Annotated in this window: 17 protein-coding genes and 5 pseudogenes; 13 read left to right on the forward strand and 9 right to left on the reverse strand. The window is 69.8% G+C overall.

The genetic code is table 11. The features are described from left to right. Positions 1-4 precede the first annotated feature (4 nt). On the reverse strand, positions 5-523 hold the full coding sequence (msrA, locus tag AB5J54_RS01085; RefSeq protein ID WP_369141951.1) for a peptide-methionine (S)-S-oxide reductase MsrA: 519 nt from the start codon (positions 521-523) through the stop codon (positions 5-7). A gap of 206 nt (positions 524-729) precedes the next feature. On the opposite strand from msrA, the gene AB5J54_RS01090 reads away from it, so the two are divergent. From AB5J54_RS01090 to AB5J54_RS01110, 5 genes are all read left to right on the forward strand, one after another. Beyond that, a complete protein-coding gene (locus AB5J54_RS01090) occupies positions 730-1,581 on the forward strand; it encodes an alpha/beta fold hydrolase (RefSeq protein WP_369141952.1) in 852 nt (283 codons plus the stop codon). A gap of 89 nt (positions 1,582-1,670) precedes the next feature. Then, the gene (locus AB5J54_RS01095) at positions 1,671-2,099 is read left to right on the forward strand and encodes a hypothetical protein (protein ID WP_369141953.1); all 429 of its coding nucleotides are present in this window, start codon (positions 1,671-1,673) and stop codon (positions 2,097-2,099) included. Positions 2,100-2,663: 564 nt separating this feature from the next. Further along, a complete protein-coding gene (locus tag AB5J54_RS01100) occupies positions 2,664-3,917 on the forward strand; it encodes an IS110 family transposase (protein WP_369149182.1) in 1,254 nt (417 codons plus the stop codon). A gap of 52 nt (positions 3,918-3,969) precedes the next feature. Then, positions 3,970-4,464: a hypothetical protein gene (locus AB5J54_RS01105; protein ID WP_369141954.1), complete on the forward strand. Its 495-nt coding sequence runs from the start codon at positions 3,970-3,972 to the stop codon at positions 4,462-4,464. A gap of 295 nt (positions 4,465-4,759) precedes the next feature. After that, positions 4,760-5,206 carry an SsgA family sporulation/cell division regulator gene (locus AB5J54_RS01110; RefSeq protein ID WP_369141955.1) on the forward strand — a complete coding sequence of 149 codons (447 nt, stop codon included), beginning with the start codon at positions 4,760-4,762 and terminating at the stop codon, positions 5,204-5,206. Between the two features lie 110 nt (positions 5,207-5,316). On the opposite strand, the pseudogene AB5J54_RS01115 reads toward AB5J54_RS01110, so the two are convergent. Both AB5J54_RS01115 and AB5J54_RS01120 read right to left on the reverse strand, forming a co-directional pair. Further along, a pseudogene (locus AB5J54_RS01115) lies at positions 5,317-5,490 on the reverse strand (MFS transporter); the annotation flags it as partial. Between the two features lie 39 nt (positions 5,491-5,529). Then, a pseudogene (locus tag AB5J54_RS01120) lies at positions 5,530-5,866 on the reverse strand (IS5 family transposase); the annotation flags it as partial. Between the two features lie 216 nt (positions 5,867-6,082). Between AB5J54_RS01120 and AB5J54_RS01125 the strand changes: the two are divergent. Both AB5J54_RS01125 and AB5J54_RS01130 read left to right on the forward strand, forming a co-directional pair. After that, the gene (locus tag AB5J54_RS01125) at positions 6,083-6,307 is read left to right on the forward strand and encodes a hypothetical protein (protein WP_369141956.1); all 225 of its coding nucleotides are present in this window, start codon (positions 6,083-6,085) and stop codon (positions 6,305-6,307) included. A 78-nt stretch (positions 6,308-6,385) separates the two neighbouring features. After that, positions 6,386-6,703 (forward strand): annotated as a pseudogene (locus AB5J54_RS01130) (IS110 family transposase); the annotation flags it as partial. Positions 6,704-6,849: 146 nt separating this feature from the next. Here the strand turns inward: AB5J54_RS01130 and AB5J54_RS01135 are convergent. The 4 genes and pseudogenes from AB5J54_RS01135 to AB5J54_RS01150 all read right to left on the reverse strand — a co-directional run bounded on the left by AB5J54_RS01135 (position 6,850) and on the right by AB5J54_RS01150 (position 10,993). Continuing rightward, the gene (locus AB5J54_RS01135; protein ID WP_369141957.1) at positions 6,850-7,482 is read right to left on the reverse strand and encodes a hypothetical protein; all 633 of its coding nucleotides are present in this window, start codon (positions 7,480-7,482) and stop codon (positions 6,850-6,852) included. Positions 7,483-7,803: 321 nt separating this feature from the next. Next, the gene (locus AB5J54_RS01140; protein WP_369141958.1) at positions 7,804-9,423 is read right to left on the reverse strand and encodes a tannase/feruloyl esterase family alpha/beta hydrolase; all 1,620 of its coding nucleotides are present in this window, start codon (positions 9,421-9,423) and stop codon (positions 7,804-7,806) included. Between the two features lie 245 nt (positions 9,424-9,668). After that, a pseudogene (locus AB5J54_RS01145) lies at positions 9,669-10,378 on the reverse strand (cytochrome b/b6 domain-containing protein). Next, positions 10,326-10,993 (reverse strand): annotated as a pseudogene (locus AB5J54_RS01150) (molybdopterin-dependent oxidoreductase). The pseudogenes AB5J54_RS01145 and AB5J54_RS01150 overlap by 53 nt, the downstream one beginning before the upstream one ends. Before the next feature lie 466 nt (positions 10,994-11,459). Here AB5J54_RS01150 and AB5J54_RS01155 point away from each other — a divergent pair. The 4 genes from AB5J54_RS01155 to AB5J54_RS01170 all read left to right on the forward strand — a co-directional run bounded on the left by AB5J54_RS01155 (position 11,460) and on the right by AB5J54_RS01170 (position 16,267). Next, positions 11,460-13,094, forward strand: a complete 1,635-nt coding sequence (locus AB5J54_RS01155; protein WP_369141959.1) for an ABC-F family ATP-binding cassette domain-containing protein — start codon at positions 11,460-11,462, stop codon at positions 13,092-13,094. 79 nt (positions 13,095-13,173) lie between these two features. Continuing rightward, positions 13,174-14,832, forward strand: a complete 1,659-nt coding sequence (locus AB5J54_RS01160; protein WP_369141960.1) for an ABC-F family ATP-binding cassette domain-containing protein — start codon at positions 13,174-13,176, stop codon at positions 14,830-14,832. Positions 14,833-14,947: 115 nt separating this feature from the next. Continuing rightward, positions 14,948-15,502: an ABATE domain-containing protein gene (locus AB5J54_RS01165; protein ID WP_369141961.1), complete on the forward strand. Its 555-nt coding sequence runs from the start codon at positions 14,948-14,950 to the stop codon at positions 15,500-15,502. A 222-nt stretch (positions 15,503-15,724) separates the two neighbouring features. Next, complete coding sequence (locus AB5J54_RS01170; protein WP_369141962.1) at positions 15,725-16,267, forward strand: hypothetical protein; 543 nt, start codon at positions 15,725-15,727, stop codon at positions 16,265-16,267. Positions 16,268-16,605: 338 nt separating this feature from the next. Here the strand turns inward: AB5J54_RS01170 and AB5J54_RS01175 are convergent, their stop codons facing one another. Continuing rightward, on the reverse strand, positions 16,606-17,031 hold the full coding sequence (locus AB5J54_RS01175) for an Ohr family peroxiredoxin (protein WP_369141963.1): 426 nt from the start codon (positions 17,029-17,031) through the stop codon (positions 16,606-16,608). 337 nt (positions 17,032-17,368) lie between these two features. Between AB5J54_RS01175 and AB5J54_RS01180 the strand changes: the two genes are divergently transcribed. Next, on the forward strand, positions 17,369-17,560 hold the full coding sequence (locus AB5J54_RS01180) for a hypothetical protein (protein ID WP_369141964.1): 192 nt from the start codon (positions 17,369-17,371) through the stop codon (positions 17,558-17,560). 31 nt (positions 17,561-17,591) lie between these two features. Here the strand turns inward: AB5J54_RS01180 and AB5J54_RS01185 are convergent, their stop codons facing one another. Further along, positions 17,592-18,572 (reverse strand): GlxA family transcriptional regulator, encoded by a 981-nt coding sequence (locus AB5J54_RS01185; protein ID WP_369141965.1) that lies wholly within the window; start codon positions 18,570-18,572, stop codon positions 17,592-17,594. 107 nt (positions 18,573-18,679) lie between these two features. Here AB5J54_RS01185 and AB5J54_RS01190 point away from each other — a divergent pair, with 107 nt between their 5' ends. Then, positions 18,680-19,504 (forward strand): dienelactone hydrolase family protein, encoded by an 825-nt coding sequence (locus tag AB5J54_RS01190; protein ID WP_369141966.1) that lies wholly within the window; start codon positions 18,680-18,682, stop codon positions 19,502-19,504. The last annotated feature ends 4 nt before the right edge of the window (positions 19,505-19,508 follow it).

A 19,508-nucleotide genomic window follows, 5' to 3' on the forward strand; every position in this document is an offset into this window, starting at 1 on the left:
GTGTTCAGGACGCTTCGCGCCTGGGCAGGCGCCAGTTCGGGCGCGGGAAGTGGCAGGTGTAGCCGTCCGGATAGCGCTGGAGGTAGTCCTGGTGCTCCGGCTCGGCCTCCCAGAACGCACCCGCCGGCTCGACCTCGGTCACGACCGGTCCCGGCCACAGTCCGGAGGCTTCGACGTCGGCGATGGTCTGCTGAGCGACGTGCCGCTGCTCGTCGTCGACGTAGTAGATGGCGGAGCGGTAGCTGAGCCCCACGTCGTTGCCCTGGCGGTTCCTCGTGGTGGGGTCGTGGATCTGGAAGAAGTACTCCAGGATCGTGCGGTAGTCGGTGACCGAGGGGTCGAAGGCGATCTCGATCGACTCCGCGTGCCTCCCGTGGTCGCGGTAGGTGGGACGGGGCTTGTCGTCGTCGCCGGTGTAACCCACCCGGGTGCGTACCACTCCGGGAAGCGACCGGATCAGCTCCTCCATGCCCCAGAAACACCCACCCGCCAGCAGCGCTCTCTCCTCCGAGACGTCACTCATGCCACTCGCCTTTCTGTGCGTGCGTGTCCACAGGTGCCGGCGCGCCTCGTACGCGCGACCGGAACCCCACCATCATAGTCACCCTCTTGACAGGTGACACCCTGCCCTGACAGATTTCGTCACCAGTCAGAGCGGTGACGCGCATCGGCGAGGCCGATCCGCCTCCGTTCCGTCTCCGTTGCCGAAGCACCTGAAAGGGAAATGCCGTGGTGAGCATCAAGAGTGGACGCAGGCGACTGATGACCGGCGTGGCCGCGTCACTCACAGCGGGGCTCGCGCTCGGCGCGTTCACCCTCGGCGGCACCGCCAACGGCGCGGACGAGACCGCCGAGGCCGACAGGCACACCAAGCCGACGATCGTCCTGGAACACGGCGCCTTCGCCGACGGCTCCAGCTGGAACGGCGTCATCGAGGAGCTGCGCGCCGACGGCTATCCCGTCATCGCCACAGCCAACCCGCTACGTGGCCCCGCCTCCGACGCCGCCGCCCTGCGCACGGTCCTCGACCACGTGAAGGGCCCCAAGATCCTCGTCGGCCATTCCTACGGCGGCAACGTCATCAGCCAGGCCGCCGGCGACGACCCCGAGGTCAAGGCCCTCGTCTACGTCGCCGCCTTCCTTCCGGCCCCCGGCGAGAGCGCCCTCGAACTCACCAACAAGTTCCCGGGCTCCACTCTCCCCGACACCCTCGACCCGGTGACCTACCAGCAGGCCGACGGGTCCACCGCGACCGACCTGTACATCCGGCAGGACAAGTTCCACCAGCAGTTCGCCGCCGACGTCCCCGCGGAGCAGGCGGCCCTCATGGCCGCTGCGCAGCGCCCGATCGCCCAGGCCGCCCTCGGAGAGAAGGCCACCACGGCCGCCTGGAAGACGAAGCCCACGTGGGACATCGTCACCACGCGCGACCTCAACATCCCCGCGGACGTACAGCGCTTCATGGCCAAGCGCGCCCACGCCCGAACCACCGAGATCGCCGCCTCGCACTCGGTCGCGGTGTCCCACCCCCGCCTCGTCGCGGACGTCATCGAGCGGGCCGCCCGCACCACCGTCCGCTGAAGTCGAAGTAACCATATGGGCAGGTGGCGAGCGTGCAAACAAATCCCCCGTCACCTGTCGGAACGGTTACCCCCTAGTGAGGAAAGCCCATGCCAGTCGTACGTTTCCACCTCGTCTCCACGCTCAGCCCAAAGGACGTCCAGGCAGTGCTGACCGACTTCAGCCCCTCCCGCGCCGACGCCTGGCCCACCATCGACGCCGAGCACTTCCAGGTCCACGACCTCGGCGACACCTGGGCCGAGGTCACCGAAGGCACCGCCGCCGCCTGGGAACGGGCTCGCTACGCATGGGAACCCGACGGTGACACCGTCACCATCACCACCCTCGACTCCAAACTCTTCGGAGCCGGCGGAGGCTGGGTGTTCAGGACCACCGCTCACGCCGACGGCACCCGGGTCGACATCGAGCTGACCCGGAAGCCCACCACCACCAAGGGCAAGATGCTCGCCGCCCTCCTCCCCCTCGTCGCCCCTTCCTCCCTGCGTAAATCCTTCAGCGGCCCTCTCCGGGCCATGTGACCTCCCGCAGGTCCAGTCACGTCCCCGAGAGGCCGACGGCGCAAGCCGTCGGCCTCGTCGCCATTCCCGGACGCTCGTGAACGCCACTACATCCACCGCAGCCACCGGCCGGCGAGGCGGGCCCAGCTGCCGCGCGGACAGCACATTGACTGACGACACCTCTAATTCGTTAGTAATTAGAGGTTCTGGATCTCTGAGGGGCCCGGGGCGGCGTTGTCCAGCCTGGGGCAGGACGTGTGTGGTCCGGTCGGTGCCGTCGTGACCCCTACGACACCTCCGACCGTGCGAGGTCTTTGCAAAGACTGGTGGCGCTGGGCGCCGGCCGGTCCTCGCACGTTCTGCCCCCGCGGACCTGTCAGGTTCGGGATCCTCGATGGATGAGCTGCCGCACGGTGACGCGTTTTCTCCTCACGAGCTTCGAGCTCTGGACACGGCGCGCGCCCGTGCGGCTTGCGGCGCCGCGCACGGCTGATGAGGTGGCGGGCCTTGGAGCCCTGGAATTAGTGCGCCGTGCGGCCCCGCGTGCTCGCCTTCGAGAACGGCACCGGAGAAGGGGCGGGATCCATGGACGTGTTCTGCGGGATCGACTGGGCGGAGGGACACCACGACGTCGCGCTCGTGGACGACACCGGCAAGCTGCTGGCCAAGTGCCGGATCAACGACGACCTGGACGGCTACCGACTGCTGCTGGACCTCCTGGCCGAGCACGGTGACACCGCCGAGACGCCGATCCCGGTGGCCATTGAGACCAGCCGCGGCCTGTTGGTCGCAACGCTGAGGCAGGGCCTTCGGAAGATTTACGCGGTCAACCCGATGGCTGCCTCCCGCTACCGCGACCGCCACGGAGTCAGCCGCAAGAAGTCCGACCCCGGCGACGCCCTGGTCCTCGCGAACATCATCCGCACGGACGCGCCGACGCACCGCACTTTGCCCGCCGACGCCGACCTGGCCCAGGCCGTCGCTGTCCTGGCCCGGGCGCAGCAGGACGCGGTCTGGAACCGGCAGCAGGTCGCCAATCACCTGCGGTCCCTCCTCAGGGAGTACTTCCCGGCGATGATCGAGGCATTCAAGGACAAGCCGGGAACCCTGACCCGCCCCGATGCTCGCCGCATCCTCGCCGTCGCACCCACGCCTGCCCTGGCCGCCAAGCTGCAGATGTGGAAGCTGACGGCCATGCTCCGGCGAGCCGGCCGCCGCCGAGGTATCGAAGCCGACGCCGAACGAATCCAGCAGTTCTTCCGCGAGGAGGCCCCTCGGCAGCTGCCCCTCGTCGAGGACGCCATGGGCGACGCCATGGGCAAGCAGGCACCGGCCCTGCTGCTGCAGCTGGACGCGGCCTGCGAGGCGGTCGATGACCTGGCGCGTGCCACCGAGGAGGCATTTCGCTCGCACCCGGACGCGGCGATCATGCTGAGCTTCCCGGGGATCGGCCCCCAGGTCGGTGCCCGCATTCTGGGCGAGATCGGCGACGACAGGAGCCGGTTTGCCACGGCCGGAGGGCTGAAGGCGTACGCCGGCTCGGCCCCGATCACCCGGGCCTCCGGCAAACGCCGCTACGTCGGACGCCGGTTCGTCAAGAACAACCGGCTCAACCACGTCGGCCACCTGTGGGCCTTCGCCTCCCTCAGCGGTTCATCCGGTGCGGACTCCCACTACCGGCGCCGCCGGGCAGGTGGGGACTGGCACATGCAGGCCCTGCGGCACCTGTTCAACCGGATGCTCGGCCAGCTCCACCACTGCCTCCTGGCACGCGTCCCATTCGATGAAGCAATCGCCTTCCCCTCAGAGCCCCAGGCAGCAGCGACAGCTACTGCGTGAATAGGACGGCCCTGTCTCTCCGCTCCCGCCCGACGGGCGGCAGGATGTGCGGATGGCGAAGAGCGAGATAGAACTGCTGGCCCTGCTGCGCGAACTTGATGACCCGGAGCAGCTGGAACGGCCGCTGCACTACGACCGCGCGGCGACCGGCCTCAAGTTCGGCGGGCTGGTGCGTCGGCTCGAAGTAGACTTCGGTGCCTCGTGCGAGTCCGAGCGGGACACCCAGGACTCCAGCGAGTACGGACGCGTACACGTGCCTGCGGACGCGACGGTCTGCGGGACACGGATCGTGGTCTGCGTGAGCAAGTTCGGCTCCCTGGCCGAGGTCTGCGCAGACAATCCGGGGGCCTTCCTCGGCACGGCCGAGGCCCACGAGGAGGGAGCGCTGGACCTCGGCGACCTCGCCACCGTGGAGCGGGCGCTGGCCGACCTCGGCTACGTGAGTGTCCCCGAGGAACTGTTGGAGAGCGACTACGAGGGCCCCAGCGCGCTGAAGCACCTCACGAGGCGGCCCACCTGGTGGACACGGTTCTTCGGCCTCTGGTGACTCACCCGCCCGGCCTCCACCCTCAGCTGGCCTCTGGGCGCCGGCTGAGGCCCGGGGCGGACCCTCGGCAAGATCTGTAACGAGACGGCCTCACCCCCCATGGCTTGACGGCTAACTCCATGAGGTGTCTTTCACAGCCCGTACGAGACCTTCCGGCGCGATCAACCACCCTCCGCACTCCCGCTCTTCGACCGTCAACTGACCGATGTGCGGATGCGGCGCCGGGCGGACAGTGGGAGACGCAGACCCCGTCCCACGGAGGGAATCTCCCGTCATGCATCGTGACCAGTCACCCTTGCGAGCGCGTTCCACGCCCGAGCAATTGGCGCCGCTCCACCTGGGCATCGACCAGTTGCTCGACGAGTTCACCCGGCTGCCGATGCGGGCGAAGTTCCACTTCGACCCGGAGATGGCCGCGGTGATCACGGTCGAGTTCCTGGCTCAGCGCGGGCCCAGTCTCATCTGGCACATCGGCCGTGAACTCCTGCACCGGGGTGTGTCGTCCATGAGCGGGGCCTGCGACGTGCGGATGTGGCCGACGCTGGACCGAGAGCGGCCCTCGTCGTGGCTGCTCCTGGAGTCCGAGGAGGTGGAGGCCCTGTTCGAGGTGCCCGCCGCGCCGCTGACGGAATGGCTGGCAGCCACGTACCAGATGGTCCCAGCCGAGCGGGAGATGGACGGCCTGAACTGGGACGCCTTCCTCATGGGCCTGCTCGACGGGCCGGGTACGCCGACCGGATGACCGAGCGCGTGTCCCGTCCGAGCGGACGGGACACGCCCCCTGCTCGAAGCCGCCTGGCACGAACGGGTGGAGCACGGCTTCGCCACGTACACCATGGACCCTGGACTCTTTCAGGATGCCTTTGCGCCGCCGTGCTTCTCGATCTCGGTGGCCACCCGCGCCCCTCGGAAGAGCACCGGAAGCCACAGGAGACAGGCCAGCAGAGGGACCGCGGCGTAGACGGCCATGCCCACGCTGGAACCCAGTCCGTCCATGAGTGCGCCGAGGACGAGATAGCCGATGCCACCGCCCGGTGGTTCCTTCTGCAGGTCACCCTGCTTGCGGGCATCGGCCGCATGCTGATGAGCACGGCACACGGTGGAGTCGACACTCAGGTCCCACGTGATCGCGCCTTTCGCATCCGCCAGGGACTGGAGCCGGGTGAGGATGCGGTGCCAGGTGCCGTCCCGCTGCCACCGGCGGAACAGGTCGTAGACCCGGCCCCACGGCCCATACTCAACGGGGTGCGTCCCGCCACGGAACACCGGTCCGGACCCGGAACCATATGCCGTCGATCAGCTGCCGCCGGGACCAGACAGGCGGCCGCCCTGCCTGCGCCCCCTTCGGCAACAACGGCTCCAACGTCGCCCACTGCTCGTCCGTGAGATCTCCCCGGCCCATGAACCGTGATCATTCACAGCCCGAGATCCACTTTCGATACACGGCCTAGCCCCACCACGTCCTCGTGACGTGGCCGGCGAGTTCAGACCGGCCCCGTGACGCATGCGTCGACCCCAGGAACGGGCAGGCAGGAGGAGTCTTTGCCCTGAGGGCGCCTGCGCTGACGCCGCGGGGCACCTCCTGGGAATGGTGAAGACGGCGACTCGGAAACACGGCATGACCACGTGGCGACTCCGCGAACGCACGGAGATCGGTGGAGCCGGTGAGGTCCGGGGCTGCACCAACGGCCGCCACAGCCCGTTCCACGGTGCCGTCGCCCTTCACCAACCCTGCCGTGATACGGCACTGCTCGACCTGCGCGAGGAACACCGTGGCCTTGGGCCGTCCGAGTTCCGTGACTCCTCCGTCCTCGGCGAGGCCCCGCAGGGCCCGCGCGGCTGACCCGCACCCAGATCCAGGCCGCCCTGAAGCGCGCCGGCCGCCAGCGCGGCATCGAAGTCGAGCAAGCAGATACATGCCCTCCTCATTCAGCTGGACGACCACATCCGCTTCGCCGACACCCGCGGTCTCAAGGCCTACGCCAGCTCCTCGCCCATCACGCGCGCTTCCGGCAAGAAGTCCGCGATCACCAGACGGTGGGTGAAGAACGACCGGCTCAACCACGCCGGCCGCCTCTGGGCCTTCGCCTCGCTCAGGGCATCCACCGGGGGCAACGCCTACCATCGGCGTCGACGCGAACAGGGCGACTGGCATGCCACCGCCCAGCCCAGCCCCTTCAACCGCATGATCGGCCAGCTCTACCACTGCCTCCAGAAGCGCGAGCTCTTCGACGAACAGTCCACGTTTCCTGCGTCGCCCTCGGTGGCGGAGGCAGTGGCTGCGTGGTCAGTGAAGGACGCCTGCCGGCGCGCTCGTTGTAATGCCCAGCCGGCCGCCCGCAAGCATGCTGACGGCTGCCCACCAGCCGACCACGAGACGTCGCCCTATGGCTTGGAGGGCAGCGCCAAGGTTCGGGCGACGGCCGAGGTCACGGAGGCGGCATGGTCAGGCAGGTGTCGAGCAGTCCAGTCGGCTGTGAGGGCGACGAAGGCAATCAGGTCGCGTTCGGCATCGGAGAGAAGACGGCGGAGCTCGGTGACGGACACCTCGATTACCGGGCTGTCGCTCTGTTCGACGTCAACGGTCAGCCGGACGGTGTCGCCAAGGCGCTCGGCGAGAGGGTCGGGGTCGTGGCCGAACGAGGCACTCCCGCTGCCATCGAGGACCTCGTGCCAGTCACGCCAGTCCTCCAGGCCGGTGCAGCAGCCCGGAAGGAACGAGATTCCCCTGGAGCTGTCCGTGACCCGCAGGCCGCCGGCCGCGAAGAGGGTGTCGAGAGTGAGCAGTCCATGGAGAAAGGATCCGAGTGGATCCGCGGGCCGAGGCGGACGGTCGTCATCCTCGGGGCTTGGATCGATGTCGTTGCAGTCGGCGAGGCGCATCAGCGCTGTTCCGACCTCAGTGGGACTGAGCCGGCCACTGAGTGGCAGGAAGCTGTACGGCTTGACGTCAGCGACAGGCCACAGCGCGAAGCCCTCAGTGGTGGAGATCTCCAGAACGGGCTGCATCACGATCATCAGGGCAGTGTTCCGCACCTCTGGTCGTCTCGCCTCTCCGTTACGCCAGAGTTCCTTGCTCAGGACTCCGGCAGAGGCCAATCATGCGACCCCGAGGTCTCAGGTCCAGGCATTCGTCGGCGACGGCCCGCTCCCCAACTGGGACGGAGCCAAGAGGAGATCGACCGGCGCGTCCAGCGGCTCAACGCGATAGGGAAACGGTTCGACCCGCACCCCCGAGGGGCGCGGGTCGGACCGTGTGTCGCGGGATGGCTCAGGCAGTACGGGTGCGTAGTCGGCGGAGCTTCCGGCGCAGAGGTCAGCGGGTCCGCCGCGGCCCGATCAGTACCGGGACGGGGTCACGCACCGGAAGTTCGAGGCCGCGTCCAGGTCCCCGTAGCCCTTGTAGTGGGACACCTGGGGGTACCGGCACAGGTTGCGTGCGACCCGCTCGCCATTCGCGTTGATCAGTGTGGCGGGCAGCGTCTTGGGCGCCTTGCCGTGCTCGACCCAGGCGGTCAGGGCGGCGAGGCCGTCGGCCGAACCGTCCTGGCCGTTCAGGCCGCAGTGGCTGGTGTTCGGGGCGATGAAGAGACGGTAGAAGTCGTCGACCTTCTGGGCGCCGCCCATCTTCCGCTCGACCTGCTTGCGGTACTTCACGGTGCCCTGGGTCGGGATGTACTCGTCGGCGTCGCCGTGCCAGGTCAGCAGCTTGCCGCCGGAGGCGCGGAAGCCGGACAGGTCGGGGTCGTCCGTGCCGATGGTCTCGTCGTACTCGGCCCGGGACTGCTTGAACAGCTCGGTGAACTGGCTGTAGGTGATCGTCGAGACGTCGAAGGACGGGTCCTTCTTCACCCAGCGGGAGACCCAGTGGGCGGGCACCGGGAAGGGCGCGCCCTTGAGGGTGCCGTCGGTGCCGGGGAGGGTGGCCGCCAGGCCCTTGAGGTCGGCCCCGACGGGGACGCCGGGCCAGAGCTTCTTGCCGGTCGTGGTGCGCGGGCCGTCCCAGATCTTGCGGACCACGGCCGCGTCGGCCGCGGTGATGACCAGCTCCTTGCCTTCGCAGACGACCTTGGTGCCGATCAGCCGGCGCGGGTCGAAGTCGCAGCGGGAGGCGTCGTTGACCAGGCCGTCCTCGGCTCCGTCGAGCGGGTCGCAGGCCTTGACGGCGGCGTTGGTGAAGGCCTCCAGTTCGCAGCCGGTCGGGTAGGTCTTCTCGCTGTTCATCACGACCTGCGGCCACAGCGTGGCGACCTCGTATTCGGCCCAGCTGATCGCGGGCGCGTCGGCGAGGATGCCGTCGTAGTCGTCGGGGTGGCGCTGGGCCTCCATGTAGCCCTGGCGTCCGCCGGTGGAGCAGCCGGTGAAGTAGGCGTACGAGGCACGCTCGCCGTACATCGCGGCGACGACGTCCTTGCCGACGAGGGCCGCCTCGTGCTGGGAGCGGGAGGCGAAGTTCTCCAGGAGCGCCTTGTTGATCCGGCCCTCGCCGTTCAGGGCCCAGTCGACGTCGAGGACGTCACCGACGCCCGCGTCCGTGGTCGTGACGGCGTATCCGCTCTTGACCGCGCTGCCGAGCCCGACGCCGTTGTCGCCCGCGCGGTAGGCGGCGCCTCCGATCGCCTGGAAGCGGCCGTTCCAGCCCTGTTCGGGCAGCCAGGTCGTCACCTTGGCGTGGTCGCCGTCGCCCGGGTGCGTGAGGGTGACGGTCACCTCGCAGAAGGCCGGAACGCCGGTGACTTCGCCCCGGAGGATCCCGGTGCCCTTGATGGTTCCACCGGGCTGGCGGACCGCTGTCACGGACTCCACGTCAGTGCCTTCCGGGGCCTTCACCGGCACGGTCCTGCAGGTGAGCGGCGTGGACGCGGCAGGGGTCTGGGTCTCCGCCGAGGCCGTCGGCAGGTACACGGCCGCGGAAAGCGGCACACCGGCCGCGAGGGCGATCAGGAGTCGTCGTTTCATGGGTTCCGTCCAAGAGGTAGGTGTGTACTCGGTCGCGTGGCGACACATGTGTACGGAGGAGGAGCAGGCCGGCGGCTGGAGCGAGGGCTCACGGCACGCCGAAGACTGACCCGGACCATATCACCGGTTAAACCGGTGACGTAAGGGTGTGGAGTTCAATTCTGCCGTGGCGCCGCCCTGTTACCACTCTGCGGGCTCGTCGGGCTCTGGAGAACAGTCAGTTGACGGTCCGCTTCCATGACTCCTCACCCCCTGCGCGCGAGTTTCAGGGACCGTGCATCCGCTTCCGGAGACGGCCGCCCTTCCTCCCTCAGCCACTGGGAGTCGTGCCCCTCGGCCCAGGACCGGCTGACGTACCCGGTACGCATCCCGAGCCGTGACCCCGGGTCCTCCAGGGCTCTGCGCATGTGCCCGATGACGACGAAGGTGATCGTCCAGGCCACCAGGTCGTGGACGAAGATCGCGCTGGTGCGGGAGATGAAGGGCAACAACCCCATGACCCACATCAGCAGTCCGGTGAACAGCATCACCAGGACGGCCCCGGCGATCCAGCCGGCATAGAGCTTCTGCCCCGCGTTGAACTTGCCGGCCGGGCGCGCCTCCAGCGAGGTCGGCACCTGCGGACGGCCCCCAGCCACTGCCGGTCGTACGGCGCGGACCGGTTCAGCCTGCGCAGGTCCGCGCGGAATGCGGCCGAGAACAGCCCGAGGAGGAAGGGCAGCGGCAGCGAGATGCCCGACCATTCGTGCAGGAGGACCAACAGATGCCGTCGCCCGACGAGTTGGGCGAGCGGTCCGAGGTAGAGACAGGCGGCGGTGGCGAGGCACACCAGCATCAGGTAGCCGGTGGCGCGGTGGACCATGCGTTCGGCGATGCTGAAGCGATGGACGCGGCCGGAGGGATCAGGCGGCGTCACTGTGCCGGTCTGCGCCGTCGAGCCAGCCGTCGGTCGCATGACCGCGTTCCTCCCAGAAGCCGGGAACGACCTGGTCGGTGACCGAGATGCCCGACAGCCACTTGGCCGACTTGCAGAAGTACATGGGCGCCACGAAGAGGCGGACCGGGCCGCCGTGCTCGTGGGTGAGGGGTCTGTCCTGCATGTTCAGCGCCACCAGGACGTCGGAGCGGCGGGCCTGCTCCAGGGTGAGGCTCTCGGTGTACGCCCCGTCGAAGCAGGTGAAGCGGACCGCCGCGCCCGGGGAGCGCACCCCCGAGGCGTCCAGGATGTCCGCCAGCTTCACTCCCTTCAAGGGCGTGTCGTCCACGCGCCATCCGTCCGTGCACAGCACGCCGGCGACGACCCGCTCTGCGGCATCGCCCGCAGGTCGGCGGGGGTGTAGGTTTTCGGCTTGTCCACCAGACCGTCGACCGTGAGCACGTAGTCGGTCTCACCCTTGTGCGGCACCAATCCGACGACGCTGCAGTACCGGAAGCCGCCCGGATCGGGCAGCAGTCCGGTGAGGCCGGTCGAGTCGATCCGGGAGGCGGCGCCGAGGAACCTCTCCCAGCCGCGTTGCAGAGGAGGTGCGAGGGCGAGTGACGCGGCGCCCGCGCCGAGCATGCCCAGCATCGCCCGCAGTCCCATCGGCGCTCCTCCCCCGGCCTCGGGCTTCGGTTTTCGTGCCATGGTCGCTGCGCTCCTCAACGTGATGGTGTTTCCGGAGAGGTGTGTCGTCGCCGTCCGGGTCGACACGTGTGAACGTTGCCGGATTCCGCATTGCGTCACCAGTTCAATCGGTGACGACGATCGCGGCATCTGCCCCTCCGGCTGTCAACGACACCCGACACCCACATGCGTGGGCATCCGTGCGGCGGCAGCACGAGCTGCTACGCTCGTATGTGACATAGATCGTTTATCGAGGAGTCAGCAGACGTGGTGGGTGACGACGACATCTCCGGGTGAGATCCGGATCTGACGGCCACCGGCCGGCGCCGAGGAGCGCTGCCGAGGTGGCTCGTTTCGTCGTACCCCCTTTTCCCATGTCTGCCCAGGGCAGAGAACCATGCTCCGCCCTCAGTGCCTCCGAGGTCTCTTCATGTCCGACGCCGCCATCGCCTGCTCGAACCTCTCCTTCGCCTGGCCCGACGACACCCCGGTCTTCCACGACCTGTCCTTCAGCCTGCCCCCCGGCCGTACGGGCCTCGTCGCCCCCAACGGCTCCGGCAAGTCCACCCTGCTCAAGCTGGTCGCCGGCGAACTCAAGACCGCGACCGGCTCGTTGCACGTCGACGGCACCCTCGGCTACCTCCCGCAGAGCCTGCCCCTGACCGCGCACCTCACCGTCGCCGAGGTGCTCGGCATCGCCGAGGTGATCCGCGCCCTGGACGCCGTCGAGTCCGGCGACGTCGACGAGCGGCACTTCACCACCATCGGCGACGACTGGGACATCGAGGAACGCACCCGCGCCCAGCTCGACCGCCTGGGCCTGGCCGGCCTCGCCCTGGACCGCAGCCTGAGCACACTCAGCGGCGGCCAGGTCGTCTCTCTCGGCCTCGCCGCCCAGTTGCTCAGGCGTCCTGACGTCCTGCTGCTCGACGAGCCCACCAACAACCTCGACCTGGAGGCCCGGCACAAGCTCTACGACGTACTGTCGGACTTCAACGGCTGCCTGCTCCTGGTCAGCCACGACCGCGCCCTGCTCGACCGCATGGAACGCATCGCCGAACTCGGCAGCGAAGAACTGCGCCTGTACGGGGGCAACTTCACCGCGTACGAGGAAGCCGTCCGCGCCGAGCAGGAGGTCGCCGAGAAGAACGTCCGCAACGCCGAACAGGAACTCAAGCGGGAGAAGCGGGAACTGCAGCAGGCTCGCGAGCGCGCCGATCGCCGCGCGAGCAACGCCGCCAAGAACCTGAAGAGCGCCGGTCTGCCCCGCATCTTCGCCGGAAACATGAAGCGGGGTGCACAGGAGTCCGCGGGCCGGGCCGGACAGATGCACGCCTCCCGGGTGAGCGAGGCCAAGGCCCGCCTCGACGAGGCCGGGCGCGCGCTGCGCGAGGAGCAGCGCCTCACTCTGGAACTTCCCGACACCCGCGTGCCCGCCGGCCGCAACCTGTTCCTCGGCGAGGGCATGCAGGTACGGCTCGGTGGCGAGGGCGTCTTCGCCGCGGGCGGCATCGACCTGACCGTCCGGGGCCCGGAGCGCATCGCGCTGACCGGCCCCAACGGCGCCGGGAAGACCACCCTGATGCGGCTGATCACCGGCGAACTCACTCCCGAAAGCGGGGAGATCAGGCGTGGGGACGGCCGGATCGCCTATCTGTCGCAGCGTCTGGACCTCCTTGATCTGGACCTCACGGTGGCGGAGAACTTCGCCAGGTTCGCCCCCGAGCGGCCGGAGGCGGAGCGGATGAACCTGCTCGCCCGCTTCCTCTTCCGCGGTCCGCGGGCGCACCTGCCGGTCAAGGTGCTCTCCGGCGGCGAGCGGCTGCGCGCGACCCTGGCCTGTGTGCTGTGCGCCGAACCGGCACCCCACCTGCTGCTGCTCGACGAGCCGACCAACAACCTCGACCTGGTCAGCGCGGGCCAGCTGGAGAGCGCGCTCGACTCGTACCAGGGCGCCTTCATGGTGATCAGCCACGACGAGCGGTTCCTCGCCGAGATCGGGGTCGACCGCTGGCTGCGGCTGGAGGACGGCGTGCTCAAGGAGACGGGAGCCCCCGTGGTGTGAGCGGTCGATGTGCGACCTGGCCCGCGCCCGAGGCCGTACGCCCGGCGGGCCGACCACCGCTCACATCGGACGGACACCCATGCCCCAGCCTGCTCTGCTCGCCCATGACCTCGTCCGTGACCTCGGCGGCCGCCGAGTCCTCGACGGCTTCTCCCTGACCGCCTCCCCCGGCCATCGCATCGGCCTGATCGGGGAGAACGGCGTCGGCAAGTCCACCCTGCTGCGGGTGCTCGCCGGCGTGGACGCATCCGACTCCGGAACCGTCTCGCGCCCCGGCGACCTCGGCTTCCTCCACCAGGAGATGCCGTTCGACGCCGGCTCGACCATCGCCTCCGTACTCGACGAGGCGCTCCGCGAAGCCCGTGAGGACCTCGCGGAGCTGGATCGGCTCGGCGAGGAACTCGCCCGAGTCCCGGAGGACGACCCCGGCCACCAGGAACTCCTGGAGGCCTACGGCAGACGCCTTGAACGTGCCCAGGACCGGGAGTCCTGGGACGCGGACCGTCGCGCCGCCCTGGTCCTCGACGGCCTCGGCCTCGGCGCGGTCGGGCACGACCGGCCGCTCGGGTCGCTCTCCGGCGGGCAGCGCGGCCGGCTGGCCCTGGCCGCGCTGCTCGCACGGCGCCCGTCGGCGCTGCTCCTCGACGAGCCGACCAACCACCTCGACGACGGCGCCGCCGCCTTCCTGGAGGAGCAGGTCCGCGGCCTGCCCGGAGCCGTGGTCGTGGCCAGTCACGACCGGGCGTTCCTCGACGCCGTCTGCACCGACCTGATCGACCTCGACCCGGCGGTGGACGGCCCGGTCCGCTACGGCGGTGACTACAGCTCCTACCTGTCTCAGAAGCGCGCCGAGCGCGAGCGCTGGGAGAGGCGGTACGCCGAGGAGCAGCAGGAGCTGGAGGAGCTGCGTCAGAGGGCGGGCGTGACCGCGCACCGGGTCGCCCCCGACCGCGGCCGCACCGACAACGAGAAGATGGGCTACGGCCACCGGGCCGGCCGCGTCCAGAACTCGATCTCCCGCCGGGTACGGGACGCCACCCGGCGGCTCCAGGAACTGGAGCGAACCCGGGTCGCCGAGCCGGCGCGCCCTCTGCGGTTCGCCGCCGGGGACCTGGCGGCGCGGGCGGAGGAGGGTCCGCAGCCGCTGGTGGCCCTGCGCGGTGTGCGGGTGCCGGGGCGGCTCGCCCTGGACGGCATGGAGGTGACGGCGACCGACCGGTTGCTGGTCACGGGCGGCAACGGGGCGGGCAAGTCGACGCTGCTCGGCGTGCTCGCCGGGCGACTCGCGGCCGAGGGGGAGGTACGCAGGCGGCGCGGCCTGACGGTGGGGCTGCTCACCCAGGACACCGGCTTCGAGCGTCCCGAGCGGACGGCCCGCGACACCTACGGGCTGTCGCTGGGCCCGGCACGGGCGGAGCGCGTACCGCTCGTCTCGCTCGGCCTGCTGCACGAGTCGGACCTGGACAAGCCGGTGGGCCGACTGTCCGTGGGGCAGCGTCGCCGCCTCGCGTTGGCGCTCCTTGTGGCCCGCCCGCCGCACCTGCTGCTGCTCGACGAGCCGACCAACCACCTCTCCCCCCGCCTGTGCGACGAACTGGAGGAGGCACTGGGCGAAGGGCCGGGTGCGATCGTGGTCGCCAGCCACGACCGCTGGCTGCGGCGGCGCTGGCAGGGCCGTGAGGTGCGGCTGGATCCGGAACACGACCGAGGACGGGAGGCGGCTCGGGCCCGGTCCTGACGCCGGCATCCGCGAGGTGGGCCCCAGGTCTCCGTCGAGCGCCCTGACCAGCAGCACTGTCCGGACCGGTGACGCATCCTTGCCTTCGAGGTGAATCACCTGTCAAAATGGTGACGTGAATCTTGACCACGTCTTCGTCTGCGGACACCCGGCGCTCGACTTCGCGGCCACCCTCCGAGCCCGGCGCTCGACCCGGTTCGAGATGTTCGTGACGCCGGACCGGCTGAACGCCTGGTACCTGGAGTCCGGCCTCGTGGATACGATCACGCCCGGCACCGAGGACGACGTACGGGAGGCGGTCACGGTGCGCGAGGCCCTCTACCAGCTCGTCACCGACCGTCGCCTCGGCGAGGAGTTCGACCGCGAAGCGCTCGCGGTGCTCAACGGCGCCGCGCGCAAGGTCCCCGTGACGCCGCAGCTCACCCTGGCGGGCAGGCACACCGACGCGACCCCGGAGCAGGCCCTGGCCACCGTCGCCCGACAGGCCGTCGAACTGCTCAGCGGCCCGGACGTCCCCCTGCTGAAGGAGTGCGGCAACCCGGAGTGCACGCGCGTCTACATCGACCGGTCGCGCGGTATGCGGCGCCAGTGGTGCGGCATGGAGTCCTGCGGCAACAAGTCCAAGGCGGCCGCGTACCGGGCCCGTAAGAAGACCGCGGCAGCGCACTGACAGGGCGGGCGGGGGGACGGCCGTTGCCGGCCCCCCGCCCTGTCGATGTACATCAGGCAGCGCCCTGGTTCGCCGTCGAGCCGCAGCGCACACCTCAGGTAACGCACATGTGATCAAGTACGGAGATACATGTGACCATTGCATCGAGCCGCAGTCCGCACCTGACCGGTCGGTGATGGGTACCATGCGCAGCAACATGCATACCGAGGGAGTGAAGCCGTGGTGACCAACCAGTCAACCGCCACCCGATTGGTGGACCAAGCCACGTCGGACCTGGAGGAGAACCGCCGCCTGCAGCAGGAGCTGACCAAGCGGATCGCGGTGCTGAAGCAGGAGGAGGCCCTCCTGACGGACATCCTGGCTCTCGCCCAGAAGTACGAGGGCTTCTCGGACCCGTCCCTGCTGCCCGAGCAGCAGCAGGACGAGCCGGTGGTCACCAAGGGAAGGCGAGCGTCCACCGGTGCGGCCGCGCGACGGAGGGCTCCGGTCAGGACCACCCCGGAAGGCGGCACATCCACGTCGGGCGCGAAGGGCACGTCGCGCCGGCCTCTGCTCGGTGACCTTCTGCTGGAGCTGCTCGGCACGTACGACGAGCCGCGCCTCGCGAAGGAACTGCGGGACGAACTGCTCACGAAGCACCCGGACCGCAACCCGACCCCGCAGGTGGTACGCAACACTCTCGAAGGCTTGGTCGCCAAGGGACGCATCCAGCGCCACAAGCAGCAGCGTTCCGTCATGTACACCGTCGTCCACCCGGCCGGCTGAGGCTTCCGCGCGCCTGAAGGGCTCACCCGCGTTTCGCCGCTCAGAGGAAATTGGAGGCGGACGGGCCGTACCCGCCGAACATCGCGTTCTGCGCCCAACCCCACACCTGCGCGTCTGTGGGCCATGCCCGCCTCTCGGCGTCTCCCAGGCTCCTGGACAGCCAAGCTCCGGCAACCCCGGAGGTACGGCCGAGAGTACGGCGACGGCGGTCGTCCGTGGGTGTGCGCGTGATGGTGGCCATGTCCTGCCCTCGCTCTCCGGTGGGTGGGATGGGTGTGCATGGGAGGTGCGGGTCCCGCGAGGGGGATCACGGGACCCGCGGTCTCAGGGGGCCGATGTCAGGCGGCGCCGGCGTTGATGACGACGGGGACGTTGTCGCGCGTGGCCTTGGAGTACGGGCAGATCTCGTGGGCGGCCCGCGCGAGCGTCTGGGCGGTCTCCTGGTCGACGCCGCCGAGGACGGGGCTGAGGACGGCGGAGAGGGAGAACGTGTCGTCGTCGCCGTGGGTCAGGGTGACCTCGGCGGTGATGGAGGTGCTGGTCAGCCGGATCTTGCGCAGGGTCGCGGCGCGGCGCAGGGCGCCGAGGAAGCAGGCGGCCCAGCCGGCGGCCAGGAGCTGCTCGGGGTTGGTCGCGGTGCCGGCGCCGCCGAGCTCCTTCGGGAGACCGAGGCCGGTCTCCAGCAGACCGTCGGAAGAGCGGACGCGACCGCCGTTCCGGCCCTCTCCGTCGACGTCGACAACGGCGGTGTAGGTGACTGCCATGGCTGATGCTCCCCGTCTGGGTCAAAGGGCTGGGACACCTCTCGGCCGGATTCCCTGATCGTCACCGGTTGAGGTGGTGACGAAACCATGGCAGCGCAGCGCGTAACCTGTCAAGACGGTGACGTCTGGTACGCGACGAGTTCAGCGGAACCTCCGCGTGGTGCACGGGCCTCTGACACCCACACGAGGTTCGACAGGCCGGAACGTTCGCCCTTCAGGCGCGAGCTGCGCACCTTCGTCACCGTCTTGACAGGTGATGCGCAGAGGTGCACGCTGGCATTACTCGCCATAGGCGACCCCAGGACGCGATCCACGAGCCGTGAGGTGGAGCAAGGTCATGCACAACGACATCGCGATGGACGCCGCCGCTGCCGCACGGCACGAACGCTTCGGCAAGCTCCCCGAGCGGATCCGCTTCGAGGACATGACCACCGAGGCGGACGTCGATCCGGGCTCGGGCGGGGCCGCGTACAACCCCGAGAACTCATGGAACTTCTACTCGTGCGTGGCCCTCGACCTGGGTCTTTAGCACCGCACCGTCGGGTATCTGAGAGACGACCTCACCGTTGCCGGCTCTTCAGCGCCGCGCGGTACGCGCTCGGCTGCCGACCCGTGTGTCGGACGAAGAGGCTGGTGAACGTTCCCGAGTCGCGGTAGCCGACCTCGGCGGCGATGCGCGCGACGGTCCTGTCGGTCGTCGCAAGGAGGTGCCTGGCCCGCCGCACCCGCGCACTGTGCAGATACGCGAGGGGCGTGCGGCCGGTCTCGTCGCCGAAGCGCCGCAGCATGGTCCTCGTGCTGACGCCGAACTCCCGGGCCAGGGCGGGCAGGTCGTAGCGGGCGGCGAGGTTCTGGTCGAGCCATCGCATGACGGCCGGCGAGAACCCTCGTCCCGCCGTCGGCAGGAACTCCGTGTCCACGTACGGCGCCTGGGTGGACCGCGTGTCGTCGAGGAGCGCGATGCGCGCCGTGCGCCGGGCCACGAGGGGGCCGTCGTGTTCGCGGACGAACCGCAGCGCGAAGTCGTACATGGCGCTGAACGCGGCCGTGGTGGTCACTCCGCGGTCGGTCACGACCAGCTCCTCCCGGCGGACCCGCACGGCGGGGTGGCGGTGGGCCAACCGGTCGGCGTGGATCCAGGACGTCGTCGCCTCGCGCCCGTCCAGCAGTCCGGCCTCAGCCAGCAGGAAGGCACCGACGCAGATCGAGACCACGGCGGTGCCCGACTCCGCCTGTGCCCGGATCGTGGCGATCTCCGGCTTGCGGTGAGCGAGTTCCGCGTCGAGGTCGCATGCGGTCGGCGCGTCGAAGCCCGGCACGATCAGGACGTCCGCCGGGCGGACCGCCGAGACGTCGATGCGTGCGCCGCCGGACGCGACCACGCGCCGGCGCGGCGAGACGACGGACACCTCGTACGAGGGCTCGGTGGCCCCGCCGGCGGCGGCGACGTGCGCGGCCATGGTCAGGATGTCGGGAACACCGAAGACCTCCGAGGCGAAGCAGCCGGGATGGGCAAGCACGCTCACTCGCAGCGGGCTCATGCGACACCTCCGAGGGTCGACGGGTGGCGACGTCGTGGCGACATCGCCGTGTGACATGGCGAGATCGCCGGTTCTCCGGGGAAGCAGCCTCCCGCCATCCTCCTGTCATGGCAACCACACGCGGGCGGTACGACGATCCTCTGGACGACTTCGAGCACCGGGAGGTCGAGGTGGAGGGAGTGACCAAGCGCGTGTACGTCGCCGGGTCGGGCCCCGCGGTCGTCCTCATGCCGGAGATGCCGGGCATCAGCCCTGACGTGGCCCGGTTCGCACGGTGGATCCAGGAGGCCGGCTTCTCCGTGTACGTACCGTCCCTGTTCGGCGTCGACGGGGCCTATCCGCTCGCCGAAGCCGCCGAGACCGTCGTCCGGCGCGCCTGCGTCAGCGCCGAGTTCCGGGCGTTCGCCGGAGGCGGTACCAGCCCCGTGGTCGCCTGGCTGCGTGGTCTGGCGCGGAAGGCGCACGCCGAGCGCGGCGGGCCCGGCGTCGGTGCCGTCGGGCTGTGCTTCACCGGCAACTTCGCCCTCGCCATGGCTCTCGAACCCGCTGTCGTCGCGCCCGTGGTCAACCATCCGTCTCTTCCGCTCGATGATCCCGCGGGTCTTGAGCTGGGCGAGGAGGACGCCGCCGCCGTGGCCGAGCGGGTCGGGCGAGACGGGCTGAAGGTGCTCGCCTACCGCTTCGAGAACGACAGGTGGTGCACGGGGCAGCGGTTCGCGGCCTACCGCGCGCTGCTCGGCGACGCCTTCGACGGACGTGTGCTTCCGGCCGAGGCGGCGAACACCGACCCGCCGCCGTTCTTCCGCGACATCGTCGGCTGCCCGCACAGCGTCGTCACGGCGCATCTCGTCGACGAGGCCGGTCATCCCACCGTAAGGGCCCGCGACGAGATCATCGCCTTCCTTGCGGAGCGGCTGCCGGCACGGGCCTGACGCG

Source organism: Streptomyces sp. R44, from assembly GCF_041053105.1.
In the GTDB taxonomy this organism is placed as follows: domain Bacteria; phylum Actinomycetota; class Actinomycetes; order Streptomycetales; family Streptomycetaceae; genus Streptomyces.